12 protein-coding genes are annotated in these 18,700 nt (G+C 74.8%); 4 read left to right on the plus strand and 8 right to left on the minus strand.

The window, feature by feature from the left end; genetic code table 11:
* The first annotated feature begins 14 nt into the window (after positions 1-14).
* Both EV372_RS07695 and EV372_RS07700 read left to right on the plus strand, forming a co-directional pair.
* Positions 15-7,739, plus strand: a complete 7,725-nt coding sequence (locus tag EV372_RS07695; protein WP_130395437.1) for a non-ribosomal peptide synthetase — start codon at positions 15-17, stop codon at positions 7,737-7,739.
* A gap of 53 nt (positions 7,740-7,792) precedes the next feature.
* The gene (locus EV372_RS07700; protein ID WP_013155306.1) at positions 7,793-8,002 is read left to right on the plus strand and encodes an MbtH family protein; all 210 of its coding nucleotides are present in this window, start codon (positions 7,793-7,795) and stop codon (positions 8,000-8,002) included.
* 38 nt (positions 8,003-8,040) lie between these two features.
* Here the strand turns inward: EV372_RS07700 and EV372_RS07705 are convergent, their stop codons facing one another.
* From EV372_RS07705 to cysS, 4 genes are all read right to left on the minus strand, one after another.
* Positions 8,041-9,063, minus strand: coding sequence for a DNA topoisomerase IB (locus EV372_RS07705; RefSeq protein WP_130395438.1), 1,023 nt, complete (start codon positions 9,061-9,063; stop codon positions 8,041-8,043).
* Positions 9,064-9,115: 52 nt separating this feature from the next.
* On the minus strand, positions 9,116-9,406 hold the full coding sequence (locus tag EV372_RS07710; RefSeq protein ID WP_253795265.1) for a DUF8129 domain-containing protein: 291 nt from the start codon (positions 9,404-9,406) through the stop codon (positions 9,116-9,118).
* A gap of 132 nt (positions 9,407-9,538) precedes the next feature.
* On the minus strand, positions 9,539-10,501 hold the full coding sequence (rlmB, locus tag EV372_RS07715) for a 23S rRNA (guanosine(2251)-2'-O)-methyltransferase RlmB (RefSeq protein WP_130395440.1): 963 nt from the start codon (positions 10,499-10,501) through the stop codon (positions 9,539-9,541).
* 133 nt (positions 10,502-10,634) lie between these two features.
* Positions 10,635-12,038, minus strand: a complete 1,404-nt coding sequence (gene cysS / locus EV372_RS07720) for a cysteine--tRNA ligase (protein ID WP_130395441.1) — start codon at positions 12,036-12,038, stop codon at positions 10,635-10,637.
* Between the two features lie 292 nt (positions 12,039-12,330).
* On the opposite strand from cysS, the gene EV372_RS07725 reads away from it, so the two are divergent.
* Positions 12,331-14,436: a DUF2637 domain-containing protein gene (locus tag EV372_RS07725; RefSeq protein WP_130395442.1), complete on the plus strand. Its 2,106-nt coding sequence runs from the start codon at positions 12,331-12,333 to the stop codon at positions 14,434-14,436.
* Positions 14,437-14,764: 328 nt separating this feature from the next.
* On the opposite strand, the gene EV372_RS07730 is transcribed toward EV372_RS07725, so the two are convergent.
* On the minus strand, positions 14,765-15,568 hold the full coding sequence (locus EV372_RS07730; RefSeq protein WP_486484107.1) for an SDR family oxidoreductase: 804 nt from the start codon (positions 15,566-15,568) through the stop codon (positions 14,765-14,767).
* A gap of 86 nt (positions 15,569-15,654) precedes the next feature.
* Here EV372_RS07730 and EV372_RS07735 point away from each other — a divergent pair, with 86 nt between their 5' ends.
* The gene (locus EV372_RS07735; protein ID WP_130395444.1) at positions 15,655-16,428 is read left to right on the plus strand and encodes an MmyB family transcriptional regulator; all 774 of its coding nucleotides are present in this window, start codon (positions 15,655-15,657) and stop codon (positions 16,426-16,428) included.
* Between the two features lie 16 nt (positions 16,429-16,444).
* On the opposite strand, the gene ispF is transcribed toward EV372_RS07735, so the two are convergent.
* From ispF to phoU, 3 genes are all read right to left on the minus strand, one after another.
* Positions 16,445-16,915: a 2-C-methyl-D-erythritol 2,4-cyclodiphosphate synthase gene (gene ispF, locus EV372_RS07740; RefSeq protein ID WP_130398810.1), complete on the minus strand. Its 471-nt coding sequence runs from the start codon at positions 16,913-16,915 to the stop codon at positions 16,445-16,447.
* A 33-nt stretch (positions 16,916-16,948) separates the two neighbouring features.
* Positions 16,949-17,431 (minus strand): CarD family transcriptional regulator, encoded by a 483-nt coding sequence (locus tag EV372_RS07745; protein ID WP_013155315.1) that lies wholly within the window; start codon positions 17,429-17,431, stop codon positions 16,949-16,951.
* A 541-nt stretch (positions 17,432-17,972) separates the two neighbouring features.
* Positions 17,973-18,635, minus strand: coding sequence for a phosphate signaling complex protein PhoU (phoU, locus tag EV372_RS07750; RefSeq protein ID WP_130395445.1), 663 nt, complete (start codon positions 18,633-18,635; stop codon positions 17,973-17,975).
* Between the last annotated feature and the right edge of the window lie 65 nt (positions 18,636-18,700).

Raw genomic sequence — 18,700 nt, forward strand, 5'->3', positions numbered from 1 at the left:
CCGGCACAGCCACCATGAGCAGTGAAGCCACCGCCGACCCCACCACCGACGCCGCCCGGGCCAGGGCACGCGAGGAGGTCCTGCGCCGCCTGCGCTCGCGCGGCGGGAGCGGCCAGGACATCCCCCGCGTCCCCCGCGACCGCCCGGTCGCGCTGTCCTTCGCCCAGCAGCGGCTGTGGGTCCTGGAGCAGATGGCTCCCGGCCGCACCGACTACAACTCCGCCCTGGTGCTGCGGCTGACCGGGGACCTGGACGCCGGGGCGCTGCGGCGCTCCCTGACCGCGCTGGTGCACCGGCACGAGTCCCTGCGCACGACCTTCACCGAGGTGGACGGCGAGGGGCGCCAGGTCGTCGGCGCCCCCCGCGAGGTGGAGCTGCCGGTGACCGCCGCCGGGAGCCGCGAGGAGGCCGCCGAGCTGGCGGCCGACGAGTACGCCCTGCCCTTCGACCTGGAGCGCGGCCCCCTGATGCGGGCCAGGCTGCTGGCCGAGGGGCCCGGCGTCCACGTGCTGGTGCTGTGCCTGCACCACATCGTCACCGACGGCTGGTCCCTGGACCTGCTGCGCACCGAACTGGACACCCTCTACCGCGCCGCCACCGCCGACCCCGGCCGCGCGCCGGAATCCCTGGCCTCGGACCTGGGCGCGCTGCCCGTCCAGTACGCCGACTACGCCGCGTGGCAGCGGGCCCGCCTGGACGGCCCCGCCCTGGACCGCTCACTGGAGTACTGGCGCCGCAGGCTCGCCGACCCGCCCGTGCTCGAACTGCCCACGGACCGCCCGCGCCCGGCCGTGCGCGAGGGAGCGGGCGACACCCTGCCCTTCGCGCTGCCCGCTCCGCTGACGGAGCGCCTCGAACGCCTGGCCGCCGAGCACGACACCCACCTGTCCACGGTGCTGCTGGCCGCGGCCCAGGTGACCGCGGCCCGCTGGAGCCGCAACCCCGACGTGGTGCTGGGCACCGTCACCTCCGGCCGCGAGGACCGGCGGCTGCACGCGATGACGGGCTTCTTCGTCAACACCCTGGCCGTGCGCCAGCACGTGGACGAGGAGCTGTCCTTCGGCGCGCTGCTCGACCGGACGCGCGCCGGGTTCCTCGCCGACCTCGACCACGGGGAGGTCCCCTTCGACACGGTCGTGGACGCCGTCCTGACCGAACGCGACCCCGCCGTGCCGCCGCTGGTGCAGGCCGCCGTGGTCTTCCAGAGCGCCCAGGGGCCCGCGGCGGGGCTGGGCGGTCTGGAGGCCGAGTCCGTGCCGGTGCGGCGCGGCCAGTCGGTCTTCGACCTGACCCTGGAGTTCCGTCCCGGGCCCGGCGGCGTCGCCGGTTCGGCCGAGTTCGACACCGCGCTGTTCGACCGCGCCACCGTGGAGCGCCTGGTCGAGGACCTGGTGCGGGTGCTGGAGAACGCCGAGGACCCCCGGCCGCTGCGCGCCGTGGCGCTGGTCGGCCCCGAGCGGGCCGGGGAGCTGGAGCGCTCCTGGACCGGGGCGCCCGGGCCCCGGCCGCGGAGCCTGCCCGAGCTGTTCGCCGAGCGGGCGCGCCTGCGCCCCGACGACCCCGCCCTGGTCGGCGCGGACCGCACCGTCTCCTTCGCCGAGGCGGACGGGCGGGCCGCGCGCCTGGCCCGGCGGCTGCGCGAACTCGGCGTGGCGCGGGGCGACCGCGTCGGCGTGTGCGTGGAGCGCGGCCCGGCCCTGGCCGAGGCCCTGCTGGGGGTGGTGTACGCGGGGGCGGTCTACGTCCCCCTGGACCCGGAGTACCCGAAGGAGCGGCTGGCCGCGATCCTCGACGACGCCGAGCCGCGCGCGGTGGTCGCCGACGCCGCGGGCGCCCGTCGCCTCCCCGGGAGCGGTCCGCTGGTGGACGCGGCCGACCCCGACGTGGACCGGGCGGAGCCGCTGCGCGAGAGCGTGCGCCCCGAGGACCCCGCCTACCTCATCTACACCTCCGGCTCCACCGGAAGGCCCAAGGGCGTCCTGGTGGCGCACCGCGGCCTGGCCGCCCTGGCCGCCTTCCAGGGCGAGCGCATGCGCGTGGGCCCCGGTTCGCGGCTGCTCCAGTTCGCCTCCCCCAGCTTCGACGCGGCCATCGCCGAGCTGGTGGTGGCGCTGCTCAACGGCGCGGCCGCCGTACTGCTGCCGCGGCCGTCCCTGGCGGGCGAGGGCCTGCCCCGCGCCCTGCGCGAGCACGGCGTCACCCACGTGACCCTGCCGCCCGCGCTGCTGCCCGGCCTGTCCCCCGACGAGCTGGGCCCGGTGGAGCACCTGCTCGTGGCGGGCGAGGCCTGCCCCGGCGAGCAGGTCGCCCGCTTCTGCGGCGACCGGGCTATGTACAACGGCTACGGACCCACCGAGTCCACCGTGTGCACCACCCTCAGCGCGCCGCTGTCGGGCGGCGGCAGCCCTCCCCTGGGCGACCCGGCGGCGGGCACACGCGTACGGGTCCTGGACCGCTGGCTGCGCCCGGTGCCCGACGGCGTCCCCGGCGAGCTCTACATCAGCGGCGACGGGCTGGCGCACGGCTACCTCGACCTGCCCGGCACCACCGCCGCGCGCTTCGTCGCCGACCCGGACGCCGAGGGCGGGCGCATGTACCGCTCCGGCGACCTGGTCCGCCGCGTCGGCGGGCGGCTGGAGTTCCTCGGCCGCACCGACGACCAGGTCAAGATCCGCGGCCACCGCGTCGAACCGGGCGAGGTCGAGCACGCCCTCACCCGCCTGCCCGGGGTCGAACGGGTCGTGGTCGTGGTCGACGGCACCGGCGCCTCGCGCCGCCTGGTCGCCTACGCCGTCCCCTCCCCCGGGCACGCCCCGGCCCCCGCCGACCTGGAGCGGGCCGCCCGCGTGCTCCCCGCCTACATGGTCCCGGCGGCCTTCGTCGTACTGGAGAGCGTCCCGGTCACCGCCAACGGCAAGACCGACCGGCGCGCCCTGCCCGCCGTGGACTGGGCCGCGCGCTCCGGCGCCGGGCACACGGCCCCGCGCAACCGCGCGGAGCGGGAGCTGGCCCGGGTGTGGTGCTCCCTGCTGGGTCTGGAGCGCGTCGGCGTGCACGACGACTTCTTCCGCGTGGGCGGCGACTCCGTCACCGGCGTGCGCGTGCTCGCCCGAGCCGCCGAGCGGCTGGGCTCCCGGCCCCCGCTGCGCGCGCTGTTCGAACGGCCCACCATCGCGGCGCTGGCCGAGCTCTACGACGGCTCCGGCGACCGCCGCGACGCGCCCGCGCGGGCGGAGCACGGGGGCCCGGCGCCCCTGTCCGCCGCCCAGCGCCGGATGTGGTTCCTGGACCAGTACTCGCCCGGAGGGTCCGGGTACAACTCCGGCGGCGCGCTGCGCCTGACCGGTGCGCTGGACACCGCGGCGCTGGAGCGGGCCCTGCACGCCCTGTCCGCGCGCCACGAGGCGCTGCGCACGGTCTTCCCCTCCCGGGACGGCACACCGCACCAGGTCGTGCTCCCCGATTCCGGCCTGCCCGTGGAGAGGGTCGAGCTGGACGGCACGCCCGCCGCCGGACGCGGGGAGCGGTTGGACGCGCTGCTGGAGGAGTTCGCCGCGCGGCCCTTCGACCTGGCCCGGGGACCCCTGACCCGGGTCCTGCTGGTGCGCGTGGACGAGGGCGACCACGTCCTCTCCGTCGCCATGCACCACATCGTCACCGACGCCTGGTCGATGTCGGTGCTCTTCGGGGACCTGGGCGCGCTCTACGAGGCCGCCCGCGAGCGGCCCGGCGCCCCGGCCGACGCGCTGCCCGCAGCCGCGGGCCTGGAGCCGGTGGGCCTGCGCGCCACCGACGTGGCCGTGTGGCAGGAGGAACGGGCCCGCTCGGGCGCCTTCGAGGAGCACCTGCGGTACTGGCGCGAGCAGCTCGCCGGGGTGGAGCCCCTGGCGCTGCCGACCGACCGGCCCCGGCCCGCCCGGCGGCGCGGCCTCGGCGCCGCGCGCGCCTTCGAGGTCCCCGCGCGGGTGCGCGAGGGCGTCCGGGCTCTGGAGTCCGAGCACGGCCTGACGCTGTTCATGGTGCTGGCCGCCGCCACCGCGGTGACCCTCGCCCGCCACAGCGGCCAACGCGACCTCGTGCTGGGCACCGTGACCTCCGGGCGCGACGACGCGGCCCTGGAGAACACGGTCGGGTTCTTCGTCGACACCGTGGCCCTGCGCCTGCGGGTGGACCCCGACGCGAGCGCGGCCTCGCTGCTCGCCGACGTGCGCGAGACCGTCCTGGCCGCGTTCGAGCACGGAGAGGTGCCCTTCGACGGCGTCGTGGACGCGACCGGGCAGGAACGCGACCCCTCCCGCCCCACCCTGGTCCAGGCGCTGGTCACCCTGCGCAACACACCGGGCGCCCCCTGGCGGGTCAGCGGGCTCCGCGCGCGCCCGCACGACGTCGCCCACCGGCACACCCAGTTCGACCTGACGGTGGAGTTCGCGGAGGAGGACGGGCGGCTGCTGGGCGCGGTGGAGTACGACACCGACCTGTTCGACGCCCGCACCGCCGACCGGATCGCCCACCACCTGACCGCCGTCCTGGACCTGCTCTCGCGCGCGCCCGGAGCGCCCGTGCGCTCCCTGGCCCCCGCGCCCGCGCCGGAGGAGGCCGAGGCCCTGCGGTCCTGGGGTACGGGCGCGCCCGGCCACCCCCCGGCCTCGGTGCCCGGCGTGTTCGTCGAGCGGGCGCGCGAGACCCCCGACCACCCGGCCCTGGCGGGCCCCGGCACGGCGGTGACCTACGCCGAGCTGGACCGTGCCTCGGCGGCCCTGGCGGCGCGGCTGCGCTCGCTGGGGGTGGGGACCGAGACGCCGGTGCCCCTGCTGCTGGAGCGGGGGCCGCACGTGGTCACCGCGATGCTCGCGGTGCTGCGCGCCGGGGGCGCCTACGTGCCCGTGCACGCCGACGACCCCGCCGAACGCGTCCGCCTGCTGGTCGCCGAGACGGGGGCGCCCTGCGTGATCACCGACGCCGCCTCCGCCGACCGGGTGCCGCCGGCCTGCACGGCGGTGCTGGTCGACGCCGCACCGGCCACGGATGCCGGGGCGCGTGGACTGGACGGCGCCCTCCCCGACCAGCTCGCCTACGTCATGTACACCTCCGGTTCCAGCGGCGCGCCCAAGGGCGTGGCGGTGACCCACGCCGACGTGGTGCGCCTGGCCGCGGACCGGCGCTGGTCCGGCGGGCACGCCCGGCGCACGCTCTTCCACTCCTCGCACGCCTTCGACGCCGCCACCTACGAGATCTGGGCGGCGCTGCTGACCGGCGGCACCGTCGTGGTGGCCCCGCCGGGGCGCCTGGACGCGGACGGCTTCGCCGCCCTGGTGTCGGAGCACCGGGTCAGCGCCACCTTCGTCACCGCGGCGCTGTTCAACCTCTACGCCGCACAGGACCCCTCCTGCTTCACCGGGATGGAGCAGGTCATCACCGGGGGCGAGGCGGCCAGCCCGCACGCGGTGGAGCGGGTGCGCCGCGCCTGCCCGGACACGACCGTGGCCAACGGCTACGGGCCCACCGAGACCACCACCTTCGCCGCCCACCACGCGCTGCCCCGGGAGGGCGCCACGCCCGAACCGGTGCCGATCGGCCGCCCCCTGGACGGCACCAGGCTGCACGTGCTGGACGAGAGGCTGCGGCCGGTGCCGGTGGGCGCGGTCGGCGAGCTGTACGTGGGCGGCCGGGTCACCCGCGGCTACCACGGCCGCCCCGGGCTGACCGCCGAGCGCTACGTCGCCGACCCCTTCGGCGACGGCGGGCGGCTCTACCGCACCGGCGACCTGGTGCGCTGGAACAACTCCGGCGATCTGGAGTACACCGGCCGCGCCGACGCCCAGGTCAAGCTGCGGGGCTTTCGCATCGAACCCGGGGAGGTGGAGGCGGCCCTGCTGCGCCTGCCCGACGTGGCGCAGGCCACCGTCCAGGTGCACCGCTCCGCCTCCGGCGCGCGCGGCCTGGTCGCCTACGCGGTCCGCCGCCCGGGAGCGGACGCGGACCTGCCGGACGTGCGCGAGCGGCTGCGCCGGACCCTGCCCGACTACATGGTCCCGGGCGCCGTGGTGTTCCTGGACGCCATCCCCCTCAACGCCAACGGCAAGGTGGACCGGGCCGCCCTGCCCGAACCCGCCGAGCCCGGGGAGCGCACCGCCCCGGACGCGGCCCCGCGCGGCGCCGTCGAGGAGGCGCTGGCGGGCATCTGGGCGGAGCTGCTGCGGGTCGCGGACGTGGGACGCCACGACAACTTCTTCTCGCTGGGCGGCGACTCGATCCTGAGCATCCAGATGGTCTCGCGGGTGCGCGAGGCCGGATGGAACATCACCACGCGCGACGCCTTCCTGCACCAGACGGTCGCCGACCTGGCCGCCGCGGCCGAGCGGGGCGGGGCCGCGGACGGCGCGGCCGTGCGGGTTGCCGTCACCGGGGCCGTCCCGCCCACGCCGGTCGAGCGCTGGTTCCTGCGCACCCGCACGCGCCGCCCCGAGCACTTCGACATGTCGCTGCTGTTCGAGGCCGCCGAGGGCACCGACCCGCGGCTGTGGGCGCGGGCCGCCGACAGCCTGCCCGCGCACCACGACATGCTGCGGCTGCGGGTCACCGACACCGCGGACGGCCCGCGCGGGCACCTGGACGCCGACGCGGCCCGCGGCGCCAGGGTGGTGCGCGTGGACGGCGGCGACGGGGAGCTGGAGCGGGCGGTGGAGCGCGAGGCCCTGCGCGAGCGCCCCGCCAAGCGGCTCGCGGAGGGGCCCCTGTTCGAGGCCGTGGTGTTCGACCCGGGCGGGCGCCGGGCGCCGCGCGTGCTGCTGTCGGCGCACCACCTGGTGGTCGACGCCGTGTCCTGGCGGGTGCTGCTGGAGGACCTGGCCACCGCCTACGGGCAGCTGGAGCGCGGGGAGGCGGTGGACCTGGGAGCGCCCACCACCCCCTTCCCCGAGTGGGCGCGCCGCCTCGGAGACCACACCGCCCGGGGCGCCTTCGACGGGGACGCCGGGTACTGGGCCGACCTCGCGTCCCGCGCCGCGGACGCCCGCCTGCCGGTGGAGCTGGACTCGGGACCCAACGACGTGGCCTCCCAGCGGATCGTCACGGCGTCCCTGTCGGCGGAGGAGACCGAGGCGCTGATGCGCCGGGTGCCCGGCACGCTGCGCAGCAGCATCGACGACGTGCTGCTCGGCGCGCTGGGCCGTGTGCTGACCGGCTGGAGCGGCGATCCGCGCCTGCTGGTGGCCAAGGAGGGCCACGGCCGCGAGGACCTGTTCGACGACGTGGACCTGTCCCGCACGGTGGGCTGGTTCACCGCCATCCACCCGGTGCTGCTGGAGGTCCCCCCGGGCACCGGCACGGCCGAGGCGGTGGCCGCCGCCCGGGCCCAGCGGCGGGCGGCGCCGGAGGCGATCGGGTTCGGGGCGCTGCGCGAGCTGGGCGGCGACGGGGTTCCGGCTCCGCTGGCCGCGATGCCCGAACCCCAGGTGGCCTTCAACTACCTGGGGCGGTTCGGCGACCAGGACGGCGGGCCGGTGGGGCGCCTGCTGCCCCTGCCGCCGTGCGACCACGCCCCGCAGGAGGAGCGCACCGGCCTGTTCGACGTGACCGGCGGCGTCACCGGCGGGCGGCTGGAGTTCTCCTGGACCTACTCGGCCCACCGGCACCGGCCCGAGACGGTGCGGACCCTGGCCGACGAGTACACCGAACGGCTGCGCGGCCTCGTGCGCGAGGCCGGGCGCGGGCGCGCGCGGAACCGCCGGGCGCGCTGACCGTGCCGCGCGAACGGCGCGCGGCACCCACGACGACAAGGAGACGGAACGACGTGAGCAACCCCTTCGACGACGAGGACGCCCGCTTCCTCGTGCTGGTCAACGACGAGGGCCAGCACTCCCTGTGGCCCGCGTTCGCCGAGGTGCCCCGGGGCTGGCGGGTGGCGCAGGGCGAGACCTCCCGGGCCGAGGCCCTGGAGTACGTGGAGCGCGAGTGGACCGACCTGCGCCCGGCGAGCCTGATCGCCGCGCAGGAGGGCTGAACCGCCGGGGGCGCGCGGGTCCGGCGCGCCCCCGGCCCTCAGGCGTCGCCGTTGTCGCGGAGCATGCGCAGCACCGCCTCCTCCACCCCGCCCTGGGTGGCGAGTTCGCCCGCGGGCGCCTCACCGCCCAGTTCGGGCAGCGCCCCGGCGATCGTCACACCCCGCTCGTGCAGCCGGAAGACCCGGGGGTCGATGTAGGAGTCCCGGGCCACCGCCTCGGTGTTGCCCAGGTAGTCGGCCACCTCGCGGACCACGTGGGTCCTCAGCCGGGCCAGTGCCCTGTCGTCCTCGGGCGGCACGGCCACCGCCACCCCGACCGCGGCCAGGACCGTCGCGTGCCAGGTGCGGAACTCCTTGACCGTGTGCTCCTCCCCGGCGACCTCGCGCAGGTAGGTGTTGAGGTCGTCGGTGTTCACGTCGTGCCAGTCGTCTCCGACGCGGTAGGCGAACAGGTCCTGCCCCGGCGAGCGGACGCGCTGGAGGCCCGCGACCACCCGGCAGATCTCGGGTTCGGCGCACTCGACGCGCTGGTCCTGGCCGGACTTGCCGGGGAACTCGAACACCACCGTGCCGCGTCTGCGGTGGACGTGCTCGCGCAGCAGGCTCGCCACCCCGTAGGAGTCGTTGCGGGCTGCGTAGGCGTCGCCCCCCGCCCGCAGGAAGCCGAGGTCGATCAGGCGGACGGCCGCGGCCAGGACGCGCTCGCGCCGCAGTCCGCGGCGGCCCAGGTGCTCGGCCAGCGTGCCGCGGATCTTCGGGAGCAGCGCGGCGAAGTCGAGCATCCGGTCGTACTTGGCCTCCTCGCTCCGGCGCCGCCACTCGGCGTGGTAGAGGTACTGGCGGCGGCCCGCGTCGTCGGTGCCGCACGCCTGGATGTGCCCCTCGGGCGAGGGGCAGATCCACACGTCGTGCCAGCCCGGGGGCACGACGAGTTCCTTGATGCGCCGGATCTGGTCGGGGTCGGTGACCGGCTTCCCGTCCGGGCCGTGGTAGCTGTGGCCCCGGCCGCGCCGACGCCTGGTGATCCCCGGCCCGGCCGGGTCGCTGCGCCGCAGGCTCATACCGCGGCCTCCTCACGGACGACCATGCGCGTTCCCCGGACCGTTCGCCCGGTCAGGACGGGTCTCGGCCGGGAGGGCGCTCCGGGCTCCCGGGCACAGCCCGCGCGTCGGCGGCGTCGGCGGTGTCCCCGCGGCCCTCGGGCCCGGTGTCGCGGTGCGCCTCGTCGCCTCCCTCGGCCGAGCGCAGGCGGTCCTTCAGCAGCTCCAGCACCCGCATCCGGTCGGAGTGGCTCTCCTCGTAGGCGATCAGCTCGCGCACCCGCTCCGCGGGGAGGGAGCGGACGCGTTCGTCCAGGTCCCGGAGCGAGAGGTCCTCGTAGCCGGGGACAGGAGGAGTCGCCATGCCGCCCACCCGCTTCCTCTGCGATGGTCAGGTGCAGCAGCACAGCTACCCGCGGGGCCGGAGCGGAAAACGCGGACGCGGACCCGTCCGGCTCCGCGCGCGCGGAGCCGGACGGAGGGTCCGGCGCGGGCCCTAGCCCTTCGCCGCGGTGCGGCGGCGGGCCACCTCGTAGAGGGACACCCCGGCGGCCACGGAGGCGTTCAGCGACTCCGCGTTGCCGATCGGAATGCTCGCGACCACGTCGCAGGCCTCGCGCACCAGGCGGGACAGGCCCTTGCCCTCGGAGCCGATCACGATGACCAGCGGGCCGGTGGCCAGCTCCAGGTCCGGCATCGGGGTGTCGCCTCCGGCGTCGAGGCCGACGACGAACACGCCCTCCTTCTTGTAGCCCTCCAGCGCGCGGGTCAGGTTGGTGGCCTGGGCCACGGGCAGCCGGGCGAGGGTGCCCGCGGAGGTCTTCCAGGCGGTGATGTTGACCCCGGCCGAGCGGCGCTCGGGGATGAGCAGGCCGTGCGCGTTGAACGCGGCGGCCGAACGCGCGATGGCGCCGAGGTTGTGCGGGTCGGTCACCCCGTCCAGGGCCACGATCAGCGCCGGGGAGTCGGACTCCAGCGCCGCGTCCAGCAGGGCCTCGGGCGCGCGGTACTGGTAGGGGCGCACCTGGAGCGCGAGCCCCTGGTGGGCCGCGCCGGGCTGGCCGTTGCTCTCGCAGCGGCGGTCGAGCTCGGTCTTGGTGACCTCCAGCACGTCCAGGCCGCGCTCACCGGCGATCCGGGCCGCCTCGTTGACCCGGTCGTCCGGGTCGAGGCTGTTGGCCAGGAACAGGCGGGTGGCGGGCATACCGGCGCGCAGCGCCTCCACCACCGGGTTGCGCCCCACCAGCAGGTCGGAGGCGTCGGCACGGCGGCGCTCCCCCTGCTGCTGGCCGCGGGCACCGCCTCCGGCGTCGGGACGGCGGGCGGCCCTGGCCCGCTGCTTGCCCTCGTACCAGTGCCGCTGCTCGGCGGGCAGGGTGCCGCTCTTGCCCTCCAGCGAGCGGCGGCCCTTGCCTCCGCTGCCCTTGGTCGGGCCCTTCTTGCTCTTCTTCGCCGGCATGGTCGCCGCCTCCCCGTCAGTGTCGCGGGCATGCCGGAGGCGCGTGGCATCCGGCTGGTGGAATGTGGCCTGCCAACGTGAACGCGGCGGCAAATTCCCAGACTAACGCCGCCGCGCCACCGCACGGGCCGCCTCAGTCGCGGCGCAGGTCCCAGCGCGGGCCCTCGGGGGTGTCCTCGACCACGACGCCCGCCCCGGCGAGCTGGTCGCGGATCGCGTCGGCCGCCGCGTAGTCCTTGCGGCCGCGTGCGGCCTGGCGCTGCTCCAGGGCGACCGCCACCAGGGCGTCCACGACCTCGCGCAGCCCCTGGTCCCCGCCGGTGGCCCACTGCTCCCCGAGCGGGTCCAGGCCCAGGACGCCGAGCATGGTGCGCAGCTCACCGGCGATCTCGGCGGCCTGCTCCTTGCCGCCCGCCGCCAGCGCCGTGTTGCCCTCGCGGACGTGGCCGTGCACGACGGCGAGCGCCTGGGAGACCCCGAGGTCGTCGTTGAGCGCGGACGCGAACTCCGCGGGCACGTCCGCGGCCGGGGAGACCTCGCCCAGCACCTCGACGGCGCGGGTGAGGAAGCCCTCGATGCGCTGGTAGGCGGTGGCCGCCTCCTGGAGGGCGGCGTCGGAGTAGTCGATGACCGAGCGGTAGTGCACCTGGCCCAGGTAGTACCGCAGCTCGACCGGACGCACCTTGCGCACCATCTGCGGGATGAGCAGGGAGTTGCCCAGCGACTTGCTCATCTTCTCGCCGCCGACGACGAGGAGCCCGTTGTGCAGCCAGTACTGGGCGAAGCCGTCCCCGGCCGCGCGGGACTGGGCGAGCTCGTTCTCGTGGTGCGGGAAGACCAGGTCCAGGCCGCCGCCGTGGATGTCGAAGCTGGGGCCCAGGTACTTGGTGGCCATGGCCGAGCACTCCAGGTGCCAGCCGGGGCGTCCGCGCCCCCACGGGGTGTGCCAGCTGGGCTCGCCCGGCTTGGCGCCCTTCCACAGGGCGAAGTCGCGGGGGTCGCGCTTGTCGCGGTCCGCGTCGCAGTCGGCCGACTCCACGACCTGGTCCAGGCGCTGGTTGGACAGGCCCCCGTAGGGCGGGTAGGAGCGCACGTCGAAGTAGACGTCGCCGGAGCCGTCGGAGGCGGCGTAGGCGTGGCCCGCGTCGATGAGGCGGTGCATGAGGTCGATCATCTCGGGCACGTGCCCGGTGGCCCGCGGCTCGACGGTGGGCGGCAGGCATCCCAGGATCTCGTACGCGTGCGTGAACGCGCGCTGGTTGCGCTCGCTGACCTGCCACCACGGCACGCCCTCGTCCGACGCGACCCGGATGATCTTGTCGTCGATGTCGGTGACGTTGCGGCAGAAGGTGACGTCGTACCCCAGGTGCGTCAACCAGCGGCGCAGGATGTCGAAGTTCACCCCGGAGCGGATGTGCCCGATGTGCGGGGGTGCCTGCACCGTGGCACCACACAGGTACAGGGAGGCGGCCCCCTCGCGCAGCGGGACGAACTCGCGGACCTGTCGGGCACTGGTGTCATAGAAGCGCAGACTCACGTTGTCAAGCGTATCCCCTTTCCCCTCGCAGCGACGTCACAAACCAAGGACTCCCAGGTGGGAGAAGCCCTCCCGGACATCCCCAAGTGCGTATATGTGATTGGCCGTATTCGGACACACGGGGTGTGAGATAACCCTGACCGGAAGTCCGATCCGCGGGTTCTCCCAAGCGCCACTCACTGCATATTCCGACAGAACGACACAGAACACCCGGGGACGGCTCGTCTGGTAGCAACCATAATCAGCCGGAATCTCGTGTTCCCGGCACCGCCTGGACTACGCTGCGAAGGCGATGGCCCCTTACAACAACGCCCCCGAGTCAGGGACACGGAACGGTAGGCCCGCAGCAGGTCGCGGCGCGGGAGCCGGTGCTCTCGTCGGCGGCGGCCTGTTCGTCGGCCTCATCGCCCTGTGCGCCCTCGTCATCTCCTACAACGGCATCTTCCAGTTCGCCGAGTACGGCGGCCACGAGGGCAGCCCCCTCGCCCACGTGTTCCCGGTGACCTACACCCTGCTGCTGATGATGGCGTGCTGGGTGAGCTACCTGCTGCGCGGAGCGCCTCCGCGCGAGCGGCTCTGGGTCGACCTGGTGCTGATCCCGGTGCTGGTCCTGTTCGCCGCGACGGCGATGCTGATGAGCAGTCTGGGACTCGTCGAGCGGGTGCACCAGGGGGTCGCCAACGTGATCGTGGCGGTGGCGCCGCTCGCGGCGCTGCTGGTGGCCTTCCTGCTGTGGATGACCCTGCGCGCGCACATGCGCAGGCGCCGCCGCTCACGGATGGCGAGGCCGCGTCCGGCGGACGACCCCACGACGGTGCTGCACGCCCGCACCGCGGTCCCCCCGCGCGGGGACACCGCTCCCCTGTCCGCCCCGGAGGGCGGCGCGCTCCAGACGCGGCTGCTGCGCCTGGGCGCCGACGACCGGGACGAGGACGAGAAGGAGACCGAGGCGTTCGCGCCGGTCGGCCGTCCCGGCCGGGACGAGGACCGCGGACACGGGGAGGGCTGGGACCAGGACCGCCGGGACGACGAGGACCCGAGGTCCGCCGGGGTCGCGGAGACCTCGGGAGGGTCCGAGGCGTTCGCGCGGCCGGAGGAGGCCGGGGATCGGCGGGAGCGCGGGAGCGACCCCGAACCCGACGCCGTCTGGGACCGGGACGAGCCGGGCCGGGACGGGGACGGCTGGGACGACGAGGAGTTCGCCGCCGAGCCGCTGCCCGCGGCCGGGACCGACGCACCGCGTTCCGACACCGAGGACGACCGGGACGGCGGGGACGGGATCGAGGCGTCCGTGCCGACGGTGCGCCTGCCCCGGCGCTCGCGGGACGGGCACAACCCGATCAAGCGGGCCGCCGAGGAGACCCCGGTGGTGCCCGGCGCGGCCGCACCCGCCGACGTCGAGCCGGAGCCGGAAGTGGCGCCGGAACCGGTCGCGGTGGTCCCCGACCACCTGGCCGACGAGGGTTTCGAGCACGAGCCGCCCTTCGGAGACCCGGTGTCGGACGAGGCCGACGCCCCGCCGGTGGCCGCCGGGCCCGCGGCGGGGCCCGAGCCCCATGCGGAGCCGGAGGGCCTCGTGGAACCCGAGCCGGAGCCGGGAACCGGGACCGTCACGGCCTTCGAGCCGGAGCCCGAACCGGTGGAGGAGCCCGCGCAACTCCGGCGGGAGCCCGCCCCCGTCGCGGCGCCCGAGCAGGTGGCGGAACCGCGGAGCGCGCCGTCCGAGCCGGAGCCCGGAACCGAGCCCGCGGCGGAAGCCGAACCCTCGGCGGAGCCTGCCCCGGACACCGCGCACTGGGAGCCCCCTTCGGACGACTCGGGCGCCCACGTCCTCGCGGACTACGTGCCGCCGGTGTGGACGCCGCCGGAGGACGACACCTCCCCGTTCGCGGAGGAGTCCCGGGAGCCGGAGCCGTCCCCCGTGCTGGACCACGACACCGGACCCACGGTGCGGGCGGCGTTCCGGATCAGCGAGACCCCGGTGGAGGCGTCGGCCCCGTCGAACGCACCCGTGGAACCCGCGCCGAGGCTGGAGGAGGCCTGGGCCTGGTACGAGTCCGACGAGGACCGGTTCCCTGAGAAGGACCCGCTCCAGGAGCCGGAACCGCTCGGGGACCCCGAGCCCTCCGCGACCGACGCCGACCTCCCGCCCGAGGCGGAGGAGCTTCCCCCGGCGGTCCGGGAGGAGGACGAGGACGGGCGGGCCCCCTCCTCCCCGGAGCCCCCGGCCGGGCCCGCGCCCGGTGCCGGGCGTCCCGCTCCGGAGCGGCGCGGATCCCGCACACCGGTGGAGAAGCGCCCCATGGTGCTCAAGCCGCCGCGTCCGCCGCTGCCGGACTTCACGTCGGATCCGCCCTCGCGGCGCGTGCGCAGCGAACCGCTCCGCCCGGACGAGTAGGAACGGCGGGTAGGCGCGCCCGGCGGACGGGTTGGGCGGACACACGACGGGGCTGTGCACAGGTTGTGCACAGCCCCGAAGTCGTTCTGGTGCCCCTCGCCGCCGCGGCCTAGCCTGAAGACAAGGGGGCCCTCGGAAGCCTCCGGCACCGTGCTGCCCCGGATCCCCCAGGCCTCCCGTCCCTCCAGGCTGCGCCGGGCCCGTCCCGTGGTCCTCCGGGCCCCGGACCCAGGCCCTCGAAGCCCACCGGAGCGCACTGGACGGCGGCACACACGACCACGGCGCCCCAGCTGCGGCGGCCCTCCCCCTCCACCGCGGGCGCCCGCCCTCAGATGATCTGCTCGGTCGGCAGGATCGTGATCTCGGTCAGGTTGACGTGCCCGGGCACGGCCGCGACGAAGGAGACCGCCTCGGCGACGTCCTCGGACCGCAGCACGTCGATCTGCTCGATGAGGTCCGCCATGAGCTTCGAGGCGTCCGGGTCGGTGACGTGGTCGGGCAGCTCGGTGTCCACCATGCCGGGCTCGATGGTGCACACGCGGACCCGCTTGCGCCCCAGCTCCGTGCGCAGCAGCCGCGACAGCTGGGTGACGTAGGCCTTGGTCGCCGAGTAGACCTGGAACTTCTCCAGGACCCGCACCGCGGCGATCGAGGAGGTCGTGATCAGGTCGGCGGGCCGTCCCGCCGCGGCCGCGGCCTCCAGCGAGCCGACGAAGGCCTGGATGGTGTTCATGACACCGACCACGTTGGTGTTGAGCTGGGTGTCCCAGTCGTCCACCGCCAGGTCGGTGATCTCCGAGATGAGCTGGACCCCCGCGTTGGCGAAGACCAGGTCGACGGGCCCGAGCCCGTCCTCGATCCGGCGGGCGGCGGCCAGGACGGCCTCGCGGTCCGTGACGTCGGTCGGCAGCGCCAGGGCCGTGCCGCCGTTCGCGCGGATCCGCTCCTGGAGCGCTTCGAGCCGGTCGCCCCGGCGGGCGATCAGCGCGACCTTCGCTCCCAACTCGGCGAACCGGAGCGCGGTCGCCTCGCCGATGCCGCTGGAGGCACCCGTGACGACGGCGACCCGGCCGGTGAGCGGTGTGCCGGAGACGACCTGTGCGGTGGGCAGTGTGTTCGCTGTGGTGTTCATGTCCACCATGCTCGGACCACTGCGCCGGATGAGGGAGGCTGCGACGCGGCCCCCCTTCTCCGGCGCCCGCCTCCTAGACTCCACCCATGGCGAAGACGGAATTGGGCGAGTTCCTGCGCACTCGCCGCGCGAAGGTCACGCCGGACTCCCTCGGTCTCCCCGAGGGCGGCCACCGCCGGGTCCCGGGGCTGCGGCGTGAGGAGGTCGCCCAGGACGCCGGACTCAGCGTCGACTACTACCGGCGCCTCGAACAGGGCAGGGAGCCCCGCCCCTCGGAGCCGGTGCTGGCGGCGCTGTCGGCGACCCTGCGGCTGAGCCAGGCCGAGGAGAGGCACCTGTACGCACTCGCCGGTGTGGCGCGGCGGCTGGACGAGGAGGCGACGGAGCGCCCCGTCCCGACCGAGCTGCTCACCCTGCTCGACTCCTGGCGCGAGGCCGGGGCCATCGTGCTCGACCCCGTGCTCGACGTCATCGCCATGAACGACCGGGCGCGGGACCTGTTCCGCGGGTTCGCCGACACCGCGAACCTGCTGGAGATGGTCATGCTCGACCCCGAGGGGCCGCGCTTCTTCGTCGAGTGGGAGGCGGCGGCGGAGGCCACCGTGGCGAACCTGCGCGCCAGCGCCGACTTCAGCCGCACACCGGCGAGGCTCACCGAACTCCTGGAGACGCTCCGGCTCGGCAGCCCCGCGTTCCACGACCTCTGGGCCAGGCACGACGTGCAGCCCAAGACCCACGAGACCAAACTGCTCCGCCACCCGGAGCGGGGCCCGCTGACGGTGGACTTCCACGCCTTCAACGTCGCCAGCGCCCCCGGCTACCAGCTGCTCGTCTACCAGGAGCGCGGACGCGCGTCGTGACGGGGCCGCTCCGGCCTCAGCCCGAGGCCACGCACAGGGCCGTGGCCACGGCCGCGATGCCCTCTCCGCGGCCGGTGAGGCCCAGGCCGTCGGTCGTGGTCGCCGAGATGCTCACGGGCGCTCCCACGACCTCCGAGAGCGTTTTCTCGGCCTCCGCGCGGCGCGGCGCGAACTTGGGGCGGTTGCTGATGATCTGGACGGCCACGTTGCCTATCTCGAAACCGGCCGCGCGGACGCGCGCCGCGGTCTCGGTGAGCAGGGCGGCTCCGGAGGCGCCTTTCCAGCGCGGTTCCGAAGTGCCGAAGTTGGATCCCAGATCCCCCAGCCCGCAGGCGGACAACAGCGCGTCGCACGCCGCGTGGGCGGCGACATCACCGTCGGAATGGCCGCTGACGCCATCCTCTCCCGGCCATTCCAAACCGGCCAGGAAAAGGGTGCGCCCAGGAGAAAACGGGTGGACGTCTGTTCCGACGCCCACCCGAGGCATATTCATCATCAATTACGTGATTTCAGAACCGGTTCAGGTAGTGAGAACCTCGTCGAGGAGGGCCTCGGCCTTGTCCTCGTTGGTCTTTTCCGCGAGGGCGAGTTCGCTGACGAGGATCTGCCGCGCCTTGGCCAGCATCCGCTTCTCGCCGGCGGACAGGCCGCGCTCCTTGTCCCGGCGCCAGAGATCCCGAACCACCTCGGCGACCTTGTTCACGTCACCCGAGGCCAGCTTCTCCAGGTTGGCCTTGTAGCGCCTGGACCAGTTGGTGGGCTCCTCGGTGTGCGGCGCGCGAAGCACCTCGAAGACCTTGTCCAGGCCCTCCTGCCCCACCACGTCGCGAACGCCGACGTCCTCGGCATTCGCGGCGGGCACGCGCACCGTCAGATCGCCCTTGTCGACCCTCAGAACGAGGTAGATTCTGTCCTCGCCCTTAATGTTGCGCGTCTCGATCGCTTCAATACGAGCAGCCCCATGATGGGGGTAGACAACAGTGTCGCCGACCTTGAAAGCCATGTGACAGGTACCCCTTCCGCTACCACAAGGATACCACGAATCTGTGACTTAACGTACCTATTAGGTTTGCGAACACGCAGGTCAGGCCCCACTTTTCAGGGCTTGACAAAGTGTACCCGAGGCCTGCTGCGCACCTGGTCAGACCCCGTACGGAAGGGCTTGCGGACGCCGTGTCCGCCCCTTCACCGGGGCTTGGGAAGAGCGTTACGGACACGCCATCGGAGCCTTCCGGGAGGGGCCGGAGCGACGGATCTCACGGTGCCGAGTCGACTGGCGCACGTCGTCCGCGAGGGCTCTCGACAGCCCGCCGGAACGGCCGCCGCGCGGCCCGTTCTGGCCGGTCGACCGCCCGCGCCCCCGCCCCGGCGCCGCGCGCTCCGGCGCGGCGCCGGGGAGCACCCGCGGTTCGGACGCCCGAGGGGGGCGCGTCCGGGTGGCGAAGGGGCACGTCCGGCCCGCGAGCGGCGCCCGGCCGGGCCGGGCGTACGGAGCGAGCGTCGAGGGGGCCGCGGCCGGCTTCGCGAAGGGGTCCTCGCCGGGCTCAGGCCTCGGGGTCGTAGTCCTCGCGCTTCTCCCCCGTCACCATGTAGACGAGGTTGTCGGCGACGTGCACCGCGTGGTCACCGAAGCGCTCGTAGAACCGGCCGACCAGGGTGACGTCCATGGTGGCCTCCACCCCGTACTCCCAGCCGGGCGCGAGGATGCGCTGCAGCAGCTTGCGCCGCAGCCGGTCCATCGTGTCGTCGTCCTTGTCCAGCTCCAGGGCGGTGTCGGGGTCGCGGTCGATGATGACCTCGCCCGCCTTGGTGACCAGCAGTTCCGCCTGGTGGCCCATCTCCAGCACGATCGACCGCACCGGCTTGGGGATCGCCGAGTCGGGGTGGCGGCGCCGCGCGATCTTGGCCAGGTGGACGGCGTGGTCGCCCATCCGCTCCAGGTCGCCGCGCATGTACAGGGAGGTGATGATGGTGCGCAGGTCGGAGGCGACCGGCTGCTGCCGGGCCATCAGGCTGAACGCGGTGTCCTCGATCTCCTGGTCGAGCCGATTGATCTGCTCGTCACCGGAGATGACCTCCTGCGCCGCGTTGAGGTCATTGTCCAGCAGCGCCGTGGTCGCACGAGCGACGGCGTGCCGGGCGAGCCGCGTCATCTCGACGAGGCGTTCACTCAGGCTGTCAAGGTCCTCGTGGTAGGTATCGCGCATGGCGTCAATGCTCCCAGTGGTTGGTTGAAGAGTCGGCCAAGAGTTGGTGAACGATGCAAGAACCT

This window comes from Nocardiopsis sp. CNZ308 (assembly GCF_004217075.1).